Annotated in this window: 22 protein-coding genes; 13 read left to right on the top strand and 9 right to left on the bottom strand. The window is 43.5% G+C overall.

The genetic code is table 11. The features are described 5' to 3' along the window. The first annotated feature begins 68 nt into the window (after positions 1-68). Together AACX33_RS12625 and AACX33_RS12630 are read left to right on the top strand one after the other, a co-directional pair. Positions 69-1,088, top strand: coding sequence for a tRNA-dihydrouridine synthase family protein (locus tag AACX33_RS12625; RefSeq protein ID WP_193997845.1), 1,020 nt, complete (start codon positions 69-71; stop codon positions 1,086-1,088). A 427-nt stretch (positions 1,089-1,515) separates the two neighbouring features. Next, the gene (locus AACX33_RS12630; RefSeq protein ID WP_193997844.1) at positions 1,516-2,145 is read left to right on the top strand and encodes an HD domain-containing protein; all 630 of its coding nucleotides are present in this window, start codon (positions 1,516-1,518) and stop codon (positions 2,143-2,145) included. 137 nt (positions 2,146-2,282) lie between these two features. On the opposite strand, the gene AACX33_RS12635 is transcribed toward AACX33_RS12630, so the two are convergent. Together AACX33_RS12635 and AACX33_RS12640 are read right to left on the bottom strand one after the other, a co-directional pair. After that, complete coding sequence (locus AACX33_RS12635) at positions 2,283-2,711, bottom strand: type II toxin-antitoxin system VapC family toxin (protein WP_193997843.1); 429 nt, start codon at positions 2,709-2,711, stop codon at positions 2,283-2,285. Beyond that, positions 2,704-2,937: a hypothetical protein gene (locus AACX33_RS12640; RefSeq protein WP_193997842.1), complete on the bottom strand. Its 234-nt coding sequence runs from the start codon at positions 2,935-2,937 to the stop codon at positions 2,704-2,706. Before AACX33_RS12640 ends, AACX33_RS12635 begins: the two co-directional genes overlap by 8 nt. Positions 2,938-3,133: 196 nt before the next feature. Between AACX33_RS12640 and AACX33_RS12645 the strand changes: the two genes are divergently transcribed. The 10 genes from AACX33_RS12645 to bioF all read left to right on the top strand — a co-directional run bounded on the left by AACX33_RS12645 (position 3,134) and on the right by bioF (position 10,686). After that, positions 3,134-3,523 (top strand): hypothetical protein, encoded by a 390-nt coding sequence (locus AACX33_RS12645; protein WP_193997841.1) that lies wholly within the window; start codon positions 3,134-3,136, stop codon positions 3,521-3,523. Positions 3,524-3,629: 106 nt separating this feature from the next. Then, positions 3,630-3,917: a type II toxin-antitoxin system Phd/YefM family antitoxin gene (locus AACX33_RS12650; protein ID WP_227789068.1), complete on the top strand. Its 288-nt coding sequence runs from the start codon at positions 3,630-3,632 to the stop codon at positions 3,915-3,917. Continuing rightward, positions 3,910-4,191 carry a type II toxin-antitoxin system RelE family toxin gene (locus AACX33_RS12655; RefSeq protein ID WP_193997840.1) on the top strand — a complete coding sequence of 94 codons (282 nt, stop codon included), beginning with the start codon at positions 3,910-3,912 and terminating at the stop codon, positions 4,189-4,191. The genes AACX33_RS12650 and AACX33_RS12655 overlap by 8 nt, the downstream gene beginning before the upstream one ends. A gap of 58 nt (positions 4,192-4,249) precedes the next feature. Continuing rightward, on the top strand, positions 4,250-5,506 hold the full coding sequence (gene xseA / locus AACX33_RS12660) for an exodeoxyribonuclease VII large subunit (RefSeq protein WP_193997839.1): 1,257 nt from the start codon (positions 4,250-4,252) through the stop codon (positions 5,504-5,506). Next, entirely contained in the window at positions 5,499-5,732 is a 234-nt protein-coding gene (xseB, locus tag AACX33_RS12665) for an exodeoxyribonuclease VII small subunit (RefSeq protein ID WP_193997838.1), read from the top strand. The genes xseA and xseB overlap by 8 nt, the downstream gene beginning before the upstream one ends. A 16-nt stretch (positions 5,733-5,748) precedes the next feature. Continuing rightward, a complete protein-coding gene (locus AACX33_RS12670) occupies positions 5,749-6,933 on the top strand; it encodes a MarR family transcriptional regulator (RefSeq protein WP_193997837.1) in 1,185 nt (394 codons plus the stop codon). 2 nt (positions 6,934-6,935) lie between these two features. Next, positions 6,936-7,808, top strand: a complete 873-nt coding sequence (locus tag AACX33_RS12675) for a mechanosensitive ion channel family protein (RefSeq protein WP_193997836.1) — start codon at positions 6,936-6,938, stop codon at positions 7,806-7,808. Positions 7,809-8,038: 230 nt separating this feature from the next. Then, positions 8,039-8,788, top strand: a complete 750-nt coding sequence (locus AACX33_RS12680) for a sucrose-phosphate phosphatase (RefSeq protein ID WP_193997835.1) — start codon at positions 8,039-8,041, stop codon at positions 8,786-8,788. Next, positions 8,785-9,429, top strand: coding sequence for a Holliday junction branch migration protein RuvA (gene ruvA, locus AACX33_RS12685; protein ID WP_193997834.1), 645 nt, complete (start codon positions 8,785-8,787; stop codon positions 9,427-9,429). The genes AACX33_RS12680 and ruvA overlap by 4 nt, the downstream gene beginning before the upstream one ends. Before the next feature lie 90 nt (positions 9,430-9,519). Next, positions 9,520-10,686 carry an 8-amino-7-oxononanoate synthase gene (bioF, locus tag AACX33_RS12690; RefSeq protein ID WP_193997833.1) on the top strand — a complete coding sequence of 389 codons (1,167 nt, stop codon included), beginning with the start codon at positions 9,520-9,522 and terminating at the stop codon, positions 10,684-10,686. Between the two features lie 21 nt (positions 10,687-10,707). Here the strand turns inward: bioF and AACX33_RS12695 are convergent, their stop codons facing one another. The 6 genes from AACX33_RS12695 to acpP all read right to left on the bottom strand — a co-directional run bounded on the left by AACX33_RS12695 (position 10,708) and on the right by acpP (position 16,094). Next, complete coding sequence (locus AACX33_RS12695) at positions 10,708-11,067, bottom strand: hypothetical protein (protein ID WP_193997832.1); 360 nt, start codon at positions 11,065-11,067, stop codon at positions 10,708-10,710. A gap of 126 nt (positions 11,068-11,193) precedes the next feature. Beyond that, entirely contained in the window at positions 11,194-11,604 is a 411-nt protein-coding gene (locus AACX33_RS12700) for a PIN domain-containing protein (protein WP_193997831.1), read from the bottom strand. Positions 11,605-11,608: 4 nt separating this feature from the next. Continuing rightward, the gene (locus AACX33_RS12705; protein WP_193997830.1) at positions 11,609-11,902 is read right to left on the bottom strand and encodes a hypothetical protein; all 294 of its coding nucleotides are present in this window, start codon (positions 11,900-11,902) and stop codon (positions 11,609-11,611) included. Between the two features lie 128 nt (positions 11,903-12,030). Next, complete coding sequence (gene tkt, locus AACX33_RS12710; RefSeq protein WP_193997829.1) at positions 12,031-14,043, bottom strand: transketolase; 2,013 nt, start codon at positions 14,041-14,043, stop codon at positions 12,031-12,033. 317 nt (positions 14,044-14,360) lie between these two features. Next, a complete protein-coding gene (fabF, locus tag AACX33_RS12715; RefSeq protein WP_193997828.1) occupies positions 14,361-15,611 on the bottom strand; it encodes a beta-ketoacyl-ACP synthase II in 1,251 nt (416 codons plus the stop codon). A gap of 231 nt (positions 15,612-15,842) precedes the next feature. Then, complete coding sequence (acpP, locus tag AACX33_RS12720) at positions 15,843-16,094, bottom strand: acyl carrier protein (RefSeq protein WP_089092768.1); 252 nt, start codon at positions 16,092-16,094, stop codon at positions 15,843-15,845. A 366-nt stretch (positions 16,095-16,460) separates the two neighbouring features. On the opposite strand from acpP, the gene AACX33_RS12725 reads away from it, so the two are divergent. Continuing rightward, on the top strand, positions 16,461-17,366 hold the full coding sequence (locus AACX33_RS12725; RefSeq protein ID WP_193998037.1) for a CoB--CoM heterodisulfide reductase iron-sulfur subunit B family protein: 906 nt from the start codon (positions 16,461-16,463) through the stop codon (positions 17,364-17,366). A 74-nt stretch (positions 17,367-17,440) separates the two neighbouring features. Here the strand turns inward: AACX33_RS12725 and lpxD are convergent, their stop codons facing one another. Then, positions 17,441-18,487: a UDP-3-O-(3-hydroxymyristoyl)glucosamine N-acyltransferase gene (gene lpxD / locus AACX33_RS12730; RefSeq protein ID WP_193998036.1), complete on the bottom strand. Its 1,047-nt coding sequence runs from the start codon at positions 18,485-18,487 to the stop codon at positions 17,441-17,443. Between the last annotated feature and the right edge of the window lie 117 nt (positions 18,488-18,604).

Here is an 18,604-nt window from a genome sequence, read left to right on the forward strand (position 1 = left end):
GTGAGAGGCTAAGATAAATATCAAATTGCCACAGGTACGCTATCACCTGTCGATCGCTGTTCATCTCTATGTCCCAGGTATCACTCCCCCAATCGCTCCAAAAAGACCTCCCCCTCACCGCTCTTGCGCCCATGCAGGATGTGACAAACCACTGGTTTATGAAGGTGATTGCCCACTACGGCAGTCCTGACTATTTCTTCACCGAGTATTTCCGCGTCAATGATACCTCACGGCTGAATCGGAGCATTCTGGCAGCAATCACCGAAAACGACACGGGTCGCCCGGTTTTTGCTCAAATGATTGGCGAAAGCATTCCAGACTTAGTAAGAACAGCACGGGAACTCTGCGGCTATAATATCGCTGGAGTTGACTTGAACATGGGCTGTCCAGCACCTAGAATTTATCGCAAAAATGTTGGGGGTGGATTGCTGCTTTCACCAGAAAAAGTGGATCGGATTTTGGGAGAATTGCGGCAAGCAGTGAATGATCGACCTTTGACTGTGAAGATGCGGGTAGGCTTTGAAAATACAGATACCTTTTACGAAATTCTAGATGTAATAAATCGCCACAGTATTGATTTGCTGAGTGTGCATGGTCGCACGGTGAAAGATATGTATCACGGGGCAGTAAAGTATGATTTGATCGCTGAAGCGGTCAGACGGGTCGATTGTCCAGTGCTGGCCAATGGCAATATCTACTCGGCGAAAACTGCCCTGGAAGTGCTTTCTCAAACGGGCGCGGCGGGTGTGATGGTGGGACGCTGGGCGATCGGGAATCCTTGGCTTTTTAATCAAATTCGACAGGCTTTGCGCTTCGAGCCGATTACGCCCGTTCCTTTAGTAGAGGTACGCAACTATATTGATCGTTTATGGCAAACCCCAACAGCGGCAACTATGCCAGTGCGATCGCGCATCGGCTACCTCAAAAGGTTCCTCAATTACATTGCCTTGAGTGTTGACGCTGAAGGTGATTTCCTGCGACTGATGCGACGGACGCAGACTGAGGTAGAACTGCTTAACCTCTGCGATCGCGTTCTCCTGACTGAAGGAACGAAAACTTTAGCCCTCACACCCTACTCAGGCGTGTAAGTAGTTTCTAGCAAAATGTGCGGAAAACGGACAATTTTTTAACTACAGAACTACGCAGATAAAACAAGACTTGCTGCTATTATCAGGCGATCGCTTAAATTTGACTACCTCCCAAAAAGCGTAGATTGTCCAGTTTAGACCACAGCACAGTCATTTATTGCCTATTTATCTGCCACTTACTCCAGTTTACAGGGAAGCGCACCAATCCCTAGCAGTAAGTTATGGCGAGTTGCTCATTGTAAAGTTTTGTATAGAAAACCAGTGAGCATCTGTCCCTGTTCGGGCGCGGACATAAAGATTTACTATCAACGGGTTCAGGCAAAACTACTATATGTGAAGTAATGATCAAAGCTGTTGAAAAAACTTACATTCATCGCCTGGAAGAACGACAAATTTGGACTGTACTTATTTCTCAATTACCTCCACCATGAAAACTAAAGCTCCTTTACCCCACGATTTTCTCAAAAACCAAAAAGTATCAGCCATTGTTGAAGCGTATTTTGAGTTCAATCATCTCAAACAACTCTATCGCCAAGGTTGGTTGCAACGTGGTATCCCCTCTCAGAATTGCGAGAGTGTTGCTGAACATTCATTTTGCGTCACTCTATTGGCACTATTTTTGGTGGAATCTTACTTTCCTGAATTGGATAAGTGGAAAGTGATTTGCATGGCGTTATTACATGACCTTGGAGAAATTCATGCAGGTGACTTTACACCTCTAGATAATGTGGAGTCCTCAGAAAAACAGCGTCTCGAATATCAATCTGTGGAAAAAGTTCTATCGAAACTACCTGGTGGTTCCACTCACTTGGCGTTGTGGAAAGAGTATGAAGCAGGAACATCACCAGAAGCTCGCTTTATTCATGAGATTGATTGTTTAGAGATGGGTTTGCAAGCCAGTGTTTATAGACAACAAAATCTGGTTGATCCAAAAAGCTTCTTTGCCTCCGCTCAAAAGGTTCTTTGTGACTCCAGGCTTCTACAGATATTGCAAGAATTAGAGTCTCTGAAAATATGTGATGATATGGAGAATTATGACAACAAAACGATTCAGTAAGCTAGCGCAAATTATCAAGTCACACAAGCCTGCCCACAAGTAATAACTGTATTTGCAGTAACTTCAATAGTGGAGAGATCGCAACACAGACAAGAGATAAGAACCTGCTAAAATTATGGTAAAGTTTTATGCTAATATTATAAACGCCAGTTATCTAGTCTGAGTGAATAACCTAAGTTTTGAATTCTTTGGTAATGAGATAAATTACCAGTAACTAAAGTCAGATTATGATGGATAGCAATAGCAGCAATCATACAATCAGGATAACCAATCCTTTTTCCTACTGCCTCTAAATCAGCGTATATTCTCCCGGCTAAAACTGCTTCTGTCAATTCAAAAGATAATATTTCCTGTGAATTCAGGATAGTTAAAAACTGCTGAAGACGTTGCTCTTGCTTGCGTTTTTGCCAACCTTCTACAATTTCCATAACTGTGATTACAGAAATTGTATATTTATCAAATTCATTTAAGTAAATATTAGCCTTAGCAATAATAACAGGATTTACTCGTTTAATAATTTCTGAAAGAATATCCGTATCAATTAGGGATTTTTCTACTTTATTCATCCGCTAAATTATGCCCTCTTTTTTCCATAGCTTCGGCAACAATTTCATCTACAATCTCTGGAACATCAGCATATAATCCCATTAATGGATCTTTTTTCTCCTGAATTTCTGCTAAACGTTCAATTACGTGAGTAATCAATTCTGATAGACTTGATTGATTGACTATTGCTAGAGTTTTTGCTCGTTCAAAGGTAAGTCTATCTACTTCAACTTCTATTTTTTCCATGATGGTTTTACCAGTCTACATTAATCAATAGATTAGTTTATAGTGTAACGCAACCTGGAATGCGTTAATTAGTGTTTTTTCCTGATAATCAAAGTAAATTGTTCTGATGATTCTGACTTGTTGAATGCTTCCTAAGCAGATTTAGAGCGATCGCATCACAGACAAGAGATAATAGAGAAGAATCTCTATAAGAGCCATGAGTACCAAAATCACCATTACCTTGCCAGATGAGATTTACCAACGTGCCGAACGCTTTGCACATTTAGCAAATCGGGATGTTGCCAGCATTCTGAGCGATACAATTAAACTCTCGATTCCACCCGTCAGTACAAATGTTAACAGCTTTGAGTCTGTGTCCACCCTGACAGATGAACAAGTCTTGGCACTGACCGAACTGCAAATGGAACCAGAACAAGATACTCGGTTAAGTGAACTGCTTGATTGCCAACAGGCTGATACTCTTAATGAAGATGAGCGTCTAGAGTTACAAACCCTGATGCAAGTTTATCAGGAAGGACTTTTGCGGAAAGCAACTGCGCTGAGTGAAGCCGTAAAACGTCACTTGATTGAACCTTTAAGCCAGTGAGCCAAATTTCTGAAGAAGTCCGGGCGCGAATACGGACACAGGCGAACAATCAATGCGGTTACTGCCGTAGTCTTCTATGAGAAGAATCTGCTAAAATATAGTCAAAATGTCTAAAATAGTCAAAGCTATCATGCAGACCTACACTCTCACAGATGCTCGGAACAAACACGGTGAGGTTTTTGACAAGGCTACTACCGAACCAGTTTTACTAACCAAACAATCTCGTCCCAGCCATGTGATTATCTCAGCCCAGAGTTATCAAAAATTAATTCATCGGCTGCAAGAATTAGAGGATATGGTTTTCGGTCAGGCGGCTGAAGCTGCTTTGCATAATTCCCAAATGGTGGGTACAGAGGCTTTCACGTCTGCATTGGAGGATTTAGCTAATGGCTAGGCTGGATGGTCTAGCAACGGTGCTTGATTTTTTGAATGGTTTGCAACCTAAAATAGCAGCCCAAATTGCCAAAAAGGTTTTATCTTTAAATATTGAGCCTTTACCAGCTGATAGTGAAAAGCTATCGGGTTATGAAGGTTACTATCGAGTTGATAGTGGGGAATATCGAATTATATATAGATATTTTCCTGAGCAAAATTTAGTAGAAGTAATTTTAGTTGGTAAGCGTAATGATGATGATATCTATAAAAGATTAAAGCGCTTGTTGGGATAAATTTTGGTATTCATGAAGAATGCTAAAATCGCTCCAGCACCAATGCTCACCAACCGAGATGACTTTTAACTCTCTGATTCCCGAAACAGCGCTTTCAGTAGCAGGATTAACTGACTATATCCGCTTGCTGTTAGAGCAAGATGATCAATTACGCCAAGTTTGGGTAACTGGGGAAGTTTCCAGTGCTAACAACCATCGCAGTGGCTTATTTTTTACCCTACAAGATCCAGAGGGGACAGCCGGAATTAAGTGTGTGGTCTGGAAAAGTCAAATCCCGAAACTGGCTCAAATGCCAATTGCTGGTGAGCAGTTAATTATTTTGGGTAGTATTCGAGTTTACCCGCAACGGGGAGAGTATCAATTATCTGTTTGGCAAGCTATACCTGCTGGTGCTGGTTTACAGGCGCTACGCTATCAACAATTAAAAAACCGCTTGCTGGCTGAGGGTTTATTTGATCCAGAACGCAAACGACCTCTACCTCTGCACCCCCAAACGATCGCAGTTGTCACTTCACCCACGGCGGCGGCTTGGGGCGATATTCAAAAAACGCTTAAGCAGAGATATCCCGGTTTACAGGTGTTATTTTCTCCCGCTACGGTGCAGGGTGAGCAAGCACCTGATTCGATAGTTAAGGCGATTAATCGGGTAAATCGTGATGGTCGCGCCCAGGTGCTAATTTTATCACGGGGTGGTGGTGCGGTTGAGGAATTGGCTTGCTTTAATGATGAACGGGTGGTCAGGGCTGTTGCTACTTGTTCTATTCCGGTAATTACTGGTATTGGTCATCAACGCGATGAGTCTTTAGTAGATTTAGTTGCTGATGCTTGTGTACATACACCGACGGCGGCGGCGGAAACTGTTGTCCCATCTCTGGCAGAGTTGTATGTTCAGCATCGGCAAAGGATAGTGGCGCTACGTGGGGCGGTAGGAGAATTTCAGGAAATCGCTGAGGATAAATTACAAGGTTTACGCGATCGCTTGCGGCGTTTGAGGTTAGATAGACAGGTGCAGCAGGAGATACAGCAACTCAGTTGGAAAAGACAACAATTACTACAGGTGACGCTGAGGCGATCGCACGCAGCCCAGCAGCGTTTAGAATTGTTACGGGAAAAGTTGGCTAGTCTTGACCCCAAAGCGGTGTTACAGCGTGGTTATGCTGTGGTCAGGCGGGAAAATGGCGCGATCGCTCGTTCGGCTTCTGAGTTGGCTGTGGGGGAAGATTTGTTGCTTCAGTTGGGGCAGGGTGAGGTTAAAGTGAAGGTGATGGAAAACGAACCACAGAGGCACAGAGGACACAGAGGGTTGAATGGTTAAGCGTAAGGATGCTTCGAGTTCTGATTCGATGGCGGCTTGGAATTATGAGGGGAAGGTGCTGGAAATAGAAGAAATTATTGCTCGCATTGAGGCGGGTGAGTTGGATTTGCAGGAGGTGTTTGAGCAGTTTTCTACTGCTGTTGAGTCTTTGCGTCAGTGCGAAAGTTTTTTGCAGCAGCGACAGCAACAGGTGAATCTGTTAATTGAAACTTTGACGGATGAGTAACTGTTAGCACTAAATAATGATAGGCGCAAAATTCCGATCTTCTATCCATTGGTTTCAGTCTTGGCTCTCCCAGGCTAAAACAACTAATCCCGATAATCTCCTCAATAAACCGCCTGACGACATTATTCAGGAGTTTTCTCAAAAACTAGGTCAATTATCCCATCCACTGGAATATCGTACTTCTATCCAAGAAACACTGACTTCAGCTTTGGCAGATTGGCAGCAAAATGTTACAGCTGCCAATAGTCTGGTGATTCTAGGTTGTTCGGTGGAACCAATTGCTGAAATTGTGCAGGAAAGTCTAACAGATGAATTCCCTAAAGGTTTGAAAATTATCCATCCTCTAGCGCAGTGCAAACGTTCACCTGATTGTTCATCTCTGGAAAAAGCAATTAGTGAAGCTTTATGTTCTGAAACAGAGTCTGACTCCGCAGATGATGGCGGTGATGCTAATCCAGAACTGACTCAAAGGCAGACTTTGGTCGTGATTCCCTCTCTGGCGCAGTGCTTTCTACGATGTATTGAGGGGTGGGAAGGTATCGAGTTTCTGCAAAATGCCGTTGTCAAGGATAAATCTCGGTTTTGGCTGATTGGTTGCAATTATTCGGCTTGGACATTTCTCGATCAGGTTTGTCAGGTGAGTGCTTATTTAGAACAAGTTCACCCCCTACCTAAATTGAAAGGAGATGCACTGCAAAAATGGTTAGCACCTGTCACCGCACAATTAACTCCTGAAGACAGCGACGCGGATATGGATTTAGCTGACTGTAAATCTCTTGCTAGTCTTGCTTCTGGGGTGAGTAGCGTGGCGGCTCAATTATGGCTGCAAGCATTACGGATTCGTGCGGCGGATATCCCTGATGCTGTTTCTGAGTCTCAGCCTGCATTTACGCCTCAAGGTGTGACTCTGGAAATTCCCATTAACCTCCGACAAACGAAGCCGATTTTGCCGAGTTTACCTGATTTGACTGCTACCGATCGCTACCTGCTACATTCTCTATTGCTACATGGGGAGATGACTCGGACTGATCTAGCTCTGAGTTTAGGCGAAAGTGAACAACTTGTGCGATCGCGTGTACAGATGCTTCAGCGTGCAGGTGTGATCATGCAACACCAGGGGCAATTAAATATTTATCCTGCATACTATCCTTCTCTCAAAACAGAGTTAATTAATAACAATTTTTTGATTGGAGAGGAATAATTATGCCTTTTTCTATGATTTATAATATTAGCTTGTTTGCTCAATTGTTAGATGATAATGGCATCGCCGAAAGACTCCTGACTGATATTACAGTCAACAAGATTCTCAAAGCTCTAATTAGCGTTTTTATCGCCTACGGAATTTCTGTATCAATTCAATCTTTCGTTAATTGGCTATCTGAGCGAGTCCCGCGTTTGTTCCGACTCACAATTAAACAGTCAGTACCTTTTTGGAAAGGACTGATTTTGATCATCACTGTAGTTTACCTCCTCAACCTCTTTCTGAATCTGTCTCAAAGAAATCTTTTAGCATTCACTGGCACGATTGCTGTAGCATTAGGATTTGCATTCAAAGACTATGTAAGTTCGATTATTGCTGGAGTTGTGACGTTATTTGAAGCACCCTATCGAGTAGGCGATCGCATTCGCATTGGCGAACACTACGGCGAAGTGATCGGTTACGGTTTACGTGGACTCAGACTGCAAACCCCTGATGATAACACTGTCACCATTCCCCACAATAAAACTTGGACAGATGCTATTTCTAATGCTAACAGTGGGCAGTTAGAAGCACAAGTAGTTACGGAATTTTACTTAGATCATGAAGTGGATACTGAGAAGGTAATCCAAATTCTTTATCAAACTGCTTACAGTAGTAGATACACGCAGTTAAAACTGCCGGTGGTTGTGATCATGGAAGAATTACCCTGGTGTACCCAATTCAAACTCAAATCTTACCCAATGGATGCTAGGGACGAGTTTATTTACAAAACCGATTTGATCCGACAGGCTAAACAAGCATTTACCAAACATCAGCTTTCCTATCCAAACAAAATAGGACAGGTGACTTCTCAGACGATGTTTGAAAATAATTGATCTTAGCAGCAGTCGTATTTTCAGATACTGAAAGAATTATCGGACTCGTAATCTGTCTCAATTTTGACATTTGATATCTGTGGAGGGTTACTCGGAGGAATACACAAGAGCCAAAATCTGGTAAATTAACTCCGAAGATATCATCAAGAATCAGTTTCTGCAAATTGCATTTGGGTAACTGTTGAATTTACAGGCATTTCTGCAACTACTAACTGGGATACATCAAAATCATGAAACCATTTCTTTTTGTCTCTGACTTGGATAACACCTTCGTGGGTGATGACAACGCTTTAGCCGCATTGACACAATCACTGAGTCAACATCGCCAAGCATACGGCACTAAGATTGTTTATGCTACAGGGCGATCGCCTATTCTTTACCGCGAACTCCAAAAAGAAAAAAATCTCATGGAACCGGATGCTTTGGTTCTGTCTGTAGGTACGGAAATTTATCTTGACGGTAAAGATACCCCCGATGCGGGTTGGTCAGAAATCCTCTCCTCTGGTTGGGATAGTGAATTGGTATTAAAAATCGCTCAGTCTTTTCCTGAGTTGGAGCTGCAACCAGATTCAGAACAACGGGCTTTTAAAGTCAGTTTTTTCTTACAGCAAGAGGTAGCAGTAAATGTCTTACCGCAACTAGAGGCAGAGTTACTCAAATCTAAATTAAATATTAAATTAATCTATAGTAGCGGTATTGACCTTGACATTGTGCCTCTTACCAGCGATAAAGGTCAGGCAATGCAGTTCCTCCGTCAAAAGTGGAGCTTTGCAGCAGAACAAACAGTTGTCTGCGGTGATTCAGGTAATGATATTGCTTTATTCGCTGTAGGCGAGGAACGGGGAATCATAGTCGGGAATGCACGTCCAGAGTTACTTAAGTGGCACAGCGAGTATCCCGCTAACTATCGTTACCTGGCACAAGCTGTTTGTGCTGGTGGAATTCTCGAAGGTTTAAGGTACTTTGGATTCTTAGAATGATTAGCTATCTCAAAGGGATTGTCGCTGGTATTCAAACAATTGGCGGGGGTCGCATGATGTTGACTCTCGAAGTGAATAATTTGGGGTATGATTTGCAAGTTCCGCAACGCTTGGCAAAACAATTGCCAGAGTCGGGTGGAGTCACACAAATTTTTACCCATCTGCAAATTCGCGATGAAGTGCCGTTTCTCTACGGCTTTGCTTCCCCCGCCGAACGTGATTTGTTCCGCCAATTGCTCACTGTCAGCGGTATTGGTACTGCTAGTGCGATCGCACTCTTGGATACTTTGGAAGTTCCAGATTTAGTCCAAGCAATTATCGCTGCCAATACCCAAATCTTAATTCAAGCGCCTGGTGTGGGCAAAAAAACCGCAGAGCGCATCTGTTTGGAACTGAAAACTAAGTTAGTCGAATGGCGCAAATCAGCAGGCTTCTTCGTCGCCACAGGCGGCCCCGCACCAGGGATTTTAGAAGAAGTGCAAATGACTCTTTTCGCTTTGGGATATACTGTCGATGAAGTTAGTCACGCCTTACACGTAGTCAGTGAAGATATTGGACTCACAAAAGACGCTTACGTAGAAGATTGGATTAAACAAGCGATCGCGCATCTTAGCAGCAGCGAAGAAGTTACTCATTCGTAGTTCGTAATTCGTAATTCGTAATTCAGAAAGTCTTGGTTTTCAGGCTTGCATCTATATTTTGTTAATATTGGCTCTCTCTCATCTTCCTCTATGCCCCAAGACCCTTACAGTTGGATAGAAGCATCTCTAGCAACTATCCACAAAGCCAACTGGTATCGCTGTGTACAGACAATTGATGGTCGCCCTGGTGCTACTGTGCTTTTGGCTGGGGAAGAAGTAATCAATTTTGCCAGTAATGATTATTTGGGATTGGCTGGGGATGAACGCTTGATGAAAGCGGCAATTTATGCTATTGAGAAAATGGGGACTGGTAGTACTGGTTCTCGATTACTCAGTGGACATCGGGAATTACATCGGGAATTGGAACAGGCGATCGCAGCTTGGAAACAAACAGAAGATGCTGTAGTATTTAGTTCTGGGTATTTAGCCAATTTAGGTGCGATCGCAGCTTTAGTAGGTAAGCGTGATTTAATTTTATCTGACCAGTATAATCATTCCAGTCTGAAAAATGGGGCGATTCTCAGCGGTGCAGAATTTCTCGAATATCCCCACTGTGATATGGAAGCGTTAAAAACTCAACTGAGTCAGCAACGCCAAAACTACAGACGTTGTTTGATAATTACTGATAGCGTCTTCAGTATGGATGGTGATTTGTGTCCATTACCAGTATTATTAGATATAGCAGATCAGTTTAGCTGTATGCTGCTCATAGATGAAGCTCACAGTACTGCAGTACTAGGAAAAACTGGTGCAGGATGCGTAGAACATTTTCACAGCACAGGTAGGATCTTAATTCAAATTGGCACATTAAGTAAAGCCTTGGGTAGTTTAGGCGGCTATGTAGCGGGAAACGCCAACCTCATTGATTATTTACGAAATCGCGCCCCCAGTTGGATTTACACTACAGCACTTTCACCCGCAGACACGGCGGCGGCCTTAGCCGCAATTGAGATAGTGCAGAAAGAACCGCAACGTCTGACGCAACTATGGCGGAATGTGGATTATTTAAAAAGGTTAATTGCAGAACAATTACCCTACCTGAAATTATTACCTACGGAATCACCCATAATTTGTTTACAGTTACCCAGTGCAGCAGATGCACTCAAAGTTGGCAAACAGCTAAGAAGTCACGGCATTTTTGCCCCAGCTATTCGTCCCCCCACAGTCCCGACAAGTCGGATACGGATATCTGTGATGGCTACTCATGAAACCGCACATATTGAAAAATTGGTATCAGTTCTCAGCAATATTTTATAAATTCAGCGTTTGCTCAGAGTATCAGGGATTGAGCAGAAACGTAGGTATTTCCAGAATATGAAAATAGACTAGCAGCGCAACCACTATTGTATAAAAAGTGGAGCCACCCAAACCCAGAAGTAAATCTCTTTTAAGGTTCCGCTTCTCTTCTGTGATGAACATATCCATCGCTCCCATTTGCATCATCACAATTCCCAACACATTCGAGAGCCAATAGCCAATGATTGTAAACGGTAAAAACCAGTTAGGTTTAGCCCAGCTTACCAGATAACCAAACAACAGTGCGATCGGTAGATTAAAAAATATATCATTCCACCACGATAAGGGAGAAAGCATATAGCCAATCCCAACCAGTAATCCTCCTCGCAATTTCTTAAACACTCACACACTCCTGCTAATTAAACTAAAACACATCTATTTTGCACCCATTAGATTTACTGAATATCTTGTAGGGTAGGCATCTTGGCATAGGTGTTAAGTTAAATGAGGAACGATATTTCCTCAACCTCAAAATTCTGCTCTTGCCCAATTTTCTAAATTAATACCTTGAACTCTTAACAAATCTGAATCATTAGAGACTAGAATCAAGCCGCGTGTAATTGCAGTTGCTGCAATCAATATATCTTGCTCTTGAATAGTAAAACCCCTACGTTTTAAATCTACATGAATTTCGCAGGCTTTCTCTATAATCTCCATATCATCTAATAACAAGATGGTATGTTTTTCAAGAAACTGCTTAAATTCAGATAACTGTCTCGAAGCATTTATAGATAAAAGTCCTCTTTTAATTTCATAGTAAGTAATGCAACTAATAAATACTTCTTCCCCTTTACGAGTAACTTCTCGTAATTTAGTATCTACGGTTACATTCCTTTTCAAAATATAAGAGACAATATTTGAATCAAGTAAGTAATCCACCTATTTATCTGCCTTCCACTGCTGCATCAAAAATTGCTATTTGCTCAGGTGTTAAATCATTTAACGTACCAGAAACAGCCTCTAGTACCAAAATTTTATCTATTCTTCTGATTAAATCATCCTCCTTAATTTCTCTCATTTCTTTCGGTGAAAACTGCCCAAATAACTCTACCAACATTTCGATCATCTCACGTGGCTTTAACTTAACTTGATATAAACTATTACCCTGAATCAACTTCTCTACAATTGGCGAGATCCGATTGTGTAGCTCCTGATTGTAACTTACAACTTCCTGCATAATTACCTCTCCATACATAAACTCATTACCCCAATTATAATAGACATCTCCGCGTTACCTCTGCGTAAAAAAAAGGGCAGACCTTTCAGTCCACCCCAGAAAAACTTAAGAGAATATTTCGTTGCTAATTAACCCAACAAAGCCTTAGCCTTAGCCAAAACATTATCAACACTAAAGCCAAACTTCTCCATACAAACACCACCAGGAGCCGAAGCACCAAAAGTGTCGATACTAACAGTATCACCTTCACTACCAACATACTTATGCCAGCCGAAACTGCTAGCAGCTTCTACGGATAAACGCTTGGTAACAGCTTTAGGTAGAACAGACTCCTTATAAGCTGCATCTTGCGCGTCAAACAAATCACTTGAAGGCATAGAAACAACACGAACTTTCTTACCTTCGGCTGTCAATTTTTCCCCTGCTGTCACACAAAGGCTCAATTCTGAACCAGTACCAATCAAGATGATATCGGGAGTACCTTGGCAATCTACCACAGTGTAACCACCCTGAGCCACTTTCTCAATCGATGTACCTGCCAAGTTGGGGACATTTTGACGAGTGAAGGCTAACAGAGAAGGAGCGTTTTGCTTGGACTTGGTAATTGCGACTTTGTACGCACCAGAGCATTCGTTACCGTCTGCGGGACGAATTACAGTCAGGTTAGGAATAGCACGTAAAGATGCCAGAGTTTCTATTGGTTGATGGGTAGGGCCATCTTCACCTTGTCCAATGGAGTCGTGAGTCATTACCCAAATTGACCCAGCTTGGGACAAAGCAGATAAGCGGATGGCAGCACGCATATAATCTGTGAAAATCAGGAAGGTTGCACCGTAGGGAATTAATCCCGAACCATGCAACGCCATACCGTTACAGATTGCGCCCATCGCGTGTTCCCGCACGCCAAAGTGGACGTTACGGTTTTGGTATTCACCTTTTTTAAAGTCACCGAAACCTTTGATTTCAGTCAGGTTAGAGTGAGTCAAGTCAGCCGAACCACCAATCAACTCAGGTAGAACTTGGGCTAGTTTGTTTAGGCAAACTTCTGAGTGTTTGCGGGTGGGTATTCCTTTATCTTCGGGAGTGAAGCTAGGTAATACTTTATCCCAACCGTCGGGGAGTTTAGCGCTAACGAAACGTTCAAATTCAGCCGCTTCTTGAGGATATTTGGTTTTGTAGTCAGCAATGGTTTTGTTCCAGTCAGCTTCATAGCTCGCGCCGCGCTCAACTGCTTTATGCATATGGTTTAGCGCGTCTTGAGGCACTACGAAAGGTTCGTATTCCCATTTCAAGTTGTTGCGGGTTAAGGCGATTTCGTCAGCACCCAAAGCCGCACCGTGAATACCAGCAGTGTTTTGTTTGTTAGGAGAACCATAACCGATGGTGGTGGTGACCTTAATCATGGTCGGCTTGTCGGTGACAGCTTTTGCTGCTTCAATTGCTTTAGCAATGGCATCTAAATCGGTGTTACCATCTTCAACGTGCAGGACGTGCCAGCCGTAAGATTCAAAGCGCTGAGAAACATCTTCGGTGAATGCTACATCTGTAGAACCATCGATGGAGATGTGATTGTCGTCGTATAGAGCAATCAGTTTGCCTAGTCCCAAGTGACCCGCGAAAGAAGCAGCTTCACCGGAAATGCCTTCCATGTTACAACCATCACCCAAAATTACGTAGGTGTAATGGTCAACAATTTTGGCATCTGGTTTGTTGAATTTGGCAGCTAGATGGGCTTCTGCCATCGCTAAACCAACTGCATTAGCAATACCTTGTCCCAAAGGTCCAGTAGTAACTTCTACACCAGCGGTTTCAAAGTTTTCTGGATGTCCTGGGGTTTTAGAACCCCACTGACGGAATTGCTTGATATCTTCAATGGTGACGCTATCGTAGCCTGTCAAATAAAGCAGGGCGTACTGCAACATTGAGCCGTGACCAGCAGACAAAACAAAGCGATCGCGGTTGAACCACTGGGGATTTTTGGGATTAAACCGCATAAAGCGATCCCAGAGGACAAAAGCCATAGGAGCAGCGCCCATTGGCAGTCCGGGGTGTCCCGATTTGGCTTTTTCTACGGCATCAACTGCCAAAAAGCGAATCGAGTTAATACAAAGTTCTTGGAGGGATTGGGTTGCAACAGCCATAATCTCTTGTTCTTAACGACAGGTTAGCACTCTTGGAGCTTCTTTTCTAACTGGGGTGGTTCTGCACAGTTAACAGTTAAAGGTTATCAGTTTTCTTCATTAAGCCTGGTAACTGGCCACTGATGGAATTTTCCCCACAGTATCTTTATCATCCCATTCCCCATTGTTGATGGACAAGCGGGATCTCCTGAGATTCTAGTGATAAATCAGTCCGATTATTAGGGCATGATGAACGCTTGACTTCACAATGAAAGGTATTTGTGATACTTTTCACACAATCATCTCAGGAGAGCCGAAAAACGGCACAGGTGAGAATTTTAGGTGTACTTCTTAAAGGCTAGTGTGACATTGTGACCACCAAACCCAAAAGAGTTGGATAATGCGATCGCAACTTTTTGAGCGCGGCTGGTATGAGTTACGTAATCTAGATCACACTCTGGATCAGGATTTTCTAGATTGATCGTGGGGGGAATTTGATCATGAGCGATCGCTAACACTGTGGCGACTGCTTCAATGCCTCCTGAACCGCCCAAAAGATGACCTGTCATCGATTTGGTGGAACTGATGGCGATTTTATAGGCTTGATCACCCAAAGCTGTTTTCATCGCCGCAGTTTCCGTAGAATCATTGGCTGGGGTGCTAGTACCATGAGCATTAATGTAGCTCACCATGTCTGGAGTGATACCGCCATCTTTGAGCGCCAATTGAATGGCTCTAGCAGCACCCGAACCACCAGGGACTGGGGCAGTCATATGGTAAGCGTCACAGGTCATACCATAGCCGACCATTTCCGCATAAATGCGAGCGCCACGACTGAGGGCGTGTTCTAGCTCTTCTAAGACGAGAATGCCCCCACCTTCACCCATGACAAATCCATCGCGATCGCGATCGAAAGGACGGCAAGCATGAGCTGGGTCATCATTGCGAGTGGAAAGCGCGCGGGCTGCGGCAAACCCAGCTAAACCCAAAGGTGTAATTGCTGCCTCACATCCGCCGCAAATCATTGCTTGAGCATAACCATTTTGAATCTGGCGGAAAGCATCCCCAATGGCGTTAGAACCTGCGGCACAGGCAGTCACAGCACAGGAATTAGGCCCTTTAGCACCGATGTGAATTGCTGTTAATCCAGCCGCCATATTGGCGATCATCATCGGGATCATGAATGGACTACAGCGATCAGGTCCACGGTTGAGGTAGATTGTTTGCTGGTCTTCCATTACCTTCAGTCCACCCACCCCGGAGCCAATCATCACTCCCACCTGTTCGGCATTTAGTTCATTAATGACTAACTTTGCATCAGAAACAGCTTGTTTGGCAGCAGATACCCCAAATTGGGCAAACCGATCCATACGCTTGGCTTCTTTGCGATCCATGTAAGCGAGGGGGTCGAAGTTTTTCACTTCACCCGCAATGCGACAATCATGGCTAGACGCATCAAAAAATGTGATGTTGCCAATGCCATTGCGTCCGCTTAACAATCCTTCCCAATATTCATCTGGTGTATTACCAATCGGTGTAATCGCGCCAACACCAGTTACAACAACGCGTTTACGTTTATAATCTGTCATTTCTTAGTTAAAATTGGCGAGAAAGCTGCAAATAAAAATCTGAGTGCTGAATGCAAAGTCGTGAGGTGGGAGTAGGAGAAAAGGAGACACCGGGAATAACTTTTGACTTTGAAGTTTTAAGTTTTAACTTTTGATTCCTCTACAATGCCAGATGCTTGACTTCTCCCCTGGGGAGAAGACCGCAGTAGCTCCTCAGCACGGGCTACATACCTAACAGCACTCAGGACTTTTTTAGGCGGATGCAGCAACTTTATCGTTGATGTAATCCACCGCCTCTTGAACCGTCGTAATTTTTTCGGCGGCTTCATCGGGAATTTCGATATCAAATTCTTCTTCCAATGCCATAACTAATTCAACCGTATCGAGGGAATCAGCCCCCAGATCATTAGCAAAATTAGCTTGTGGTGTAATTTTGTCGGTTTCAACACTGAGTTGATCGACAACAATTTTCTTGACCTTTTCAAAAATTTCTGCTTGACTCATACGATAAATGTCCTTGACCAGTTCCTATTATCCGCTCTTGATGGGCGATGTGTTTTTGAGCATATACATCTTATCGGAAAGCGGGATCGCCCGTATACTACCAAGGGCTTTTCCTGAAGAAAAACTTAACTCCAAAGGACACACTTAGGCTCTGTACCTAAGATAACAGTTCAATTACTCAAAAAGCCTTTGGATACCAGGACACGCCACGCGATCGCATCAATCTGTAAATGCTTCTATTTACCAATTCTTACCAATTTTTTGCAGATTGTCCCAAATTAATATACAAGCCCTGTCCAGTGTTCCTGTCCAGGAATGATAAAACCGTTATTATCAGGGCAAACGCCTTTACTCAAACATACTTTTATGCTAACTCAGACACTCAGATACGCCTATTATCCTGGCTGTGTTGCCCAAGGAGCTTGCCGGGAACTTTACCAATCTACTCAAGCCCTGACTCAAGCATTGGGCATTGAACTGATTGAACTGAAAAAAGCTGCCTGTTGTGGTTCAGGCACTTTTAAAGAAGATTCCCAATTATTAGAAGATACTGTCAACGCCCGAAATATTGCCTTAGCAGAAGAATTAAATCTACCCTTACTGACTCATTGCAGTACTTGTCAAGGTGTAATTGGTCATGTCAACGAAAACCTGAAACAATGTCAAACAGACAACCCCGGCTACGTTGAGCAAGTAAATGGCTTACTGCAAAAAGAAGGGTGTTCACCTTATCGTGGTAGTAGCGAAGTTAAACATATTCTCTATGCTCTGCTCACAGATTATGGTTTAGAGGAAATTACCAAACGTGTGACTCGTAAGTTAACGGGATTAAAATGTGCAGCTTTTTATGGCTGTTATCTGCTCCGCGCTCAAAAATATATGCCCTATGATGACCCCTTCCACCCCGAAGGCATGGAAAATATGTTTCGCGCGGTAGGTGCAACACCAATTTATTACCGTGGTCGCACCCAATGTTGCGGTTGGCCTCTTTCTAGCTACGCCACTAACCAGTCTTTCCAGATGGCTGGGATGCATATTCAAGATGCCTTAGCGAACGGTGCAGACTGTATAGTGACTCCCTGTCCTTTGTGCCATCTGAATTTAGATTCTCGTCAGCCAGAGGTGGAAAAGGTGATTGAGAAACGGTTAGGTTTACCAATCCTGCATTTACCGCAGTTGATCGCTTTAGCGCTAGGAGTTAGCCCCAAGGAACTTGGTTTAGATCGTCACATTGTTTCTACCCAGCCAGTTTTAGAAAAGTTAGGATTTTAGCCAGACATGGGGCATTGGTTATCTCCCTTGTCTCCCCACTTTCTTGTAGGGACGCGATGAATCGCGTCTCTAACTCACTTTTTCCCTAACTGGCGTTGTAATTGTTTAAAGGATTGATACATTTCCGGGAGACGATGATAAATAGCAGATGCTTTGAGATATAGTTTGTGAGGCACGGCTGGCATCCCAGAGACAATTTCTCCTGGTGCGACATCATGATGAATTCCGGCTTGAGCCGATGCGATCGCACCATCACCAATTTTTACTTGATTGGAAACTCCTGACTGTCCGGCTAAGATCACGCGCTTCCCCACTTTCACGCCTCCAGCTAATCCAGCCTGACCCGCGATCGCACAACCAGTACCAATTTGACACCCGTGTCCTATTTGCACCATGTTGTCGATGATGGTATGACTACCTACGCGTGTTTCTCCCACGGCTGGGCGGTCAATGGCACTGTTACAGCCAACTTCTACATAATCTTCTAAGACAGTGTAGCCAGATTGTTCCATTTTCAACCAACCAGTGCGGGTAGGCACAAAACCAAAGCCTTCTGCACCGATTACAGCCCCACTGTGAATGACGCAATCGCTACCGATACGGGTACGTTCATGGATAGTGCAGTTAGCGTGTAAGGTGGTGCGATCGCCTATTTTGGCATCTGGATAAATGACTACATTGGGATGAATAATTGCACCATGGCCAATTTCCACACCCTGCTGAATTACTACATGGGGGCCAATGTAAACATCGTGACCAACTTTTGCAGTGGGATGAATGACCGCAGTCGGATGAATTTCTGGACTGGGACGGTATGGTTGGTAAAAAAGTGCGATCGCTTGGGCAAACAACAGGCGCGGATCAGGCGTGGCTATCCAGGCAATACCGCGTTCTTGTGCTTGTGACTGTAATCTTTGATCTGGAGGCAAGATTAAAACACTAGCGTTTGTCTGGCTGACAAGAGACGCGAATTTTGCCCCTTCCACGTAACTCATATCACCAAGTGCAGCTTCATCTAAAGCAGCTAAACCTGTAATTTCTGGGTCTTGATCTTGGCTAGTGCTGAGGCAATTATCTGGGGAAGTTTCGGCAAGTTTACTGACAATTTCGCTAAATTTCATGGTGGTGTGTTTAAAAGTGATTGGTGTAAGTAACGTCATAAGTAAATATATTATCGTGTTTATAAAAAGAGTAAATTTGCGGAAAATTTCTCAGAAAATCAGTGATTAAACGAAACT

This window comes from Nodularia sp. LEGE 04288, assembly GCF_963896525.1.
GTDB lineage: Bacteria > Cyanobacteriota > Cyanobacteriia > Cyanobacteriales > Nostocaceae > Nodularia.

Coding starts and splice junctions, on each gene's coding strand:
- AACX33_RS12625 (WP_193997845.1), top strand. CDS start 69: ATGTCCCAGGTATCACTCCCCCAATCGCTCCAAAAAGACCTCCCCCTC.
- AACX33_RS12630 (WP_193997844.1), top strand. CDS start 1,516: ATGAAAACTAAAGCTCCTTTACCCCACGATTTTCTCAAAAACCAAAAA.
- AACX33_RS12635 (WP_193997843.1), bottom strand. CDS start 2,711: ATGAATAAAGTAGAAAAATCCCTAATTGATACGGATATTCTTTCAGAA.
- AACX33_RS12640 (WP_193997842.1), bottom strand. CDS start 2,937: ATGGAAAAAATAGAAGTTGAAGTAGATAGACTTACCTTTGAACGAGCA.
- AACX33_RS12645 (WP_193997841.1), top strand. CDS start 3,134: ATGAGTACCAAAATCACCATTACCTTGCCAGATGAGATTTACCAACGT.
- AACX33_RS12650 (WP_227789068.1), top strand. CDS start 3,630: ATGTCTAAAATAGTCAAAGCTATCATGCAGACCTACACTCTCACAGAT.
- AACX33_RS12655 (WP_193997840.1), top strand. CDS start 3,910: ATGGCTAGGCTGGATGGTCTAGCAACGGTGCTTGATTTTTTGAATGGT.
- xseA (WP_193997839.1), top strand. CDS start 4,250: ATGACTTTTAACTCTCTGATTCCCGAAACAGCGCTTTCAGTAGCAGGA.
- xseB (WP_193997838.1), top strand. CDS start 5,499: ATGGTTAAGCGTAAGGATGCTTCGAGTTCTGATTCGATGGCGGCTTGG.
- AACX33_RS12670 (WP_193997837.1), top strand. CDS start 5,749: ATGATAGGCGCAAAATTCCGATCTTCTATCCATTGGTTTCAGTCTTGG.
- AACX33_RS12675 (WP_193997836.1), top strand. CDS start 6,936: ATGCCTTTTTCTATGATTTATAATATTAGCTTGTTTGCTCAATTGTTA.
- AACX33_RS12680 (WP_193997835.1), top strand. CDS start 8,039: ATGAAACCATTTCTTTTTGTCTCTGACTTGGATAACACCTTCGTGGGT.
- ruvA (WP_193997834.1), top strand. CDS start 8,785: ATGATTAGCTATCTCAAAGGGATTGTCGCTGGTATTCAAACAATTGGC.
- bioF (WP_193997833.1), top strand. CDS start 9,520: ATGCCCCAAGACCCTTACAGTTGGATAGAAGCATCTCTAGCAACTATC.
- AACX33_RS12705 (WP_193997830.1), bottom strand. CDS start 11,902: ATGCAGGAAGTTGTAAGTTACAATCAGGAGCTACACAATCGGATCTCG.
- tkt (WP_193997829.1), bottom strand. CDS start 14,043: ATGGCTGTTGCAACCCAATCCCTCCAAGAACTTTGTATTAACTCGATT.
- fabF (WP_193997828.1), bottom strand. CDS start 15,611: ATGACAGATTATAAACGTAAACGCGTTGTTGTAACTGGTGTTGGCGCG.
- acpP (WP_089092768.1), bottom strand. CDS start 16,094: ATGAGTCAAGCAGAAATTTTTGAAAAGGTCAAGAAAATTGTTGTCGAT.
- AACX33_RS12725 (WP_193998037.1), top strand. CDS start 16,461: ATGCTAACTCAGACACTCAGATACGCCTATTATCCTGGCTGTGTTGCC.
- lpxD (WP_193998036.1), bottom strand. CDS start 18,487: ATGAAATTTAGCGAAATTGTCAGTAAACTTGCCGAAACTTCCCCAGAT.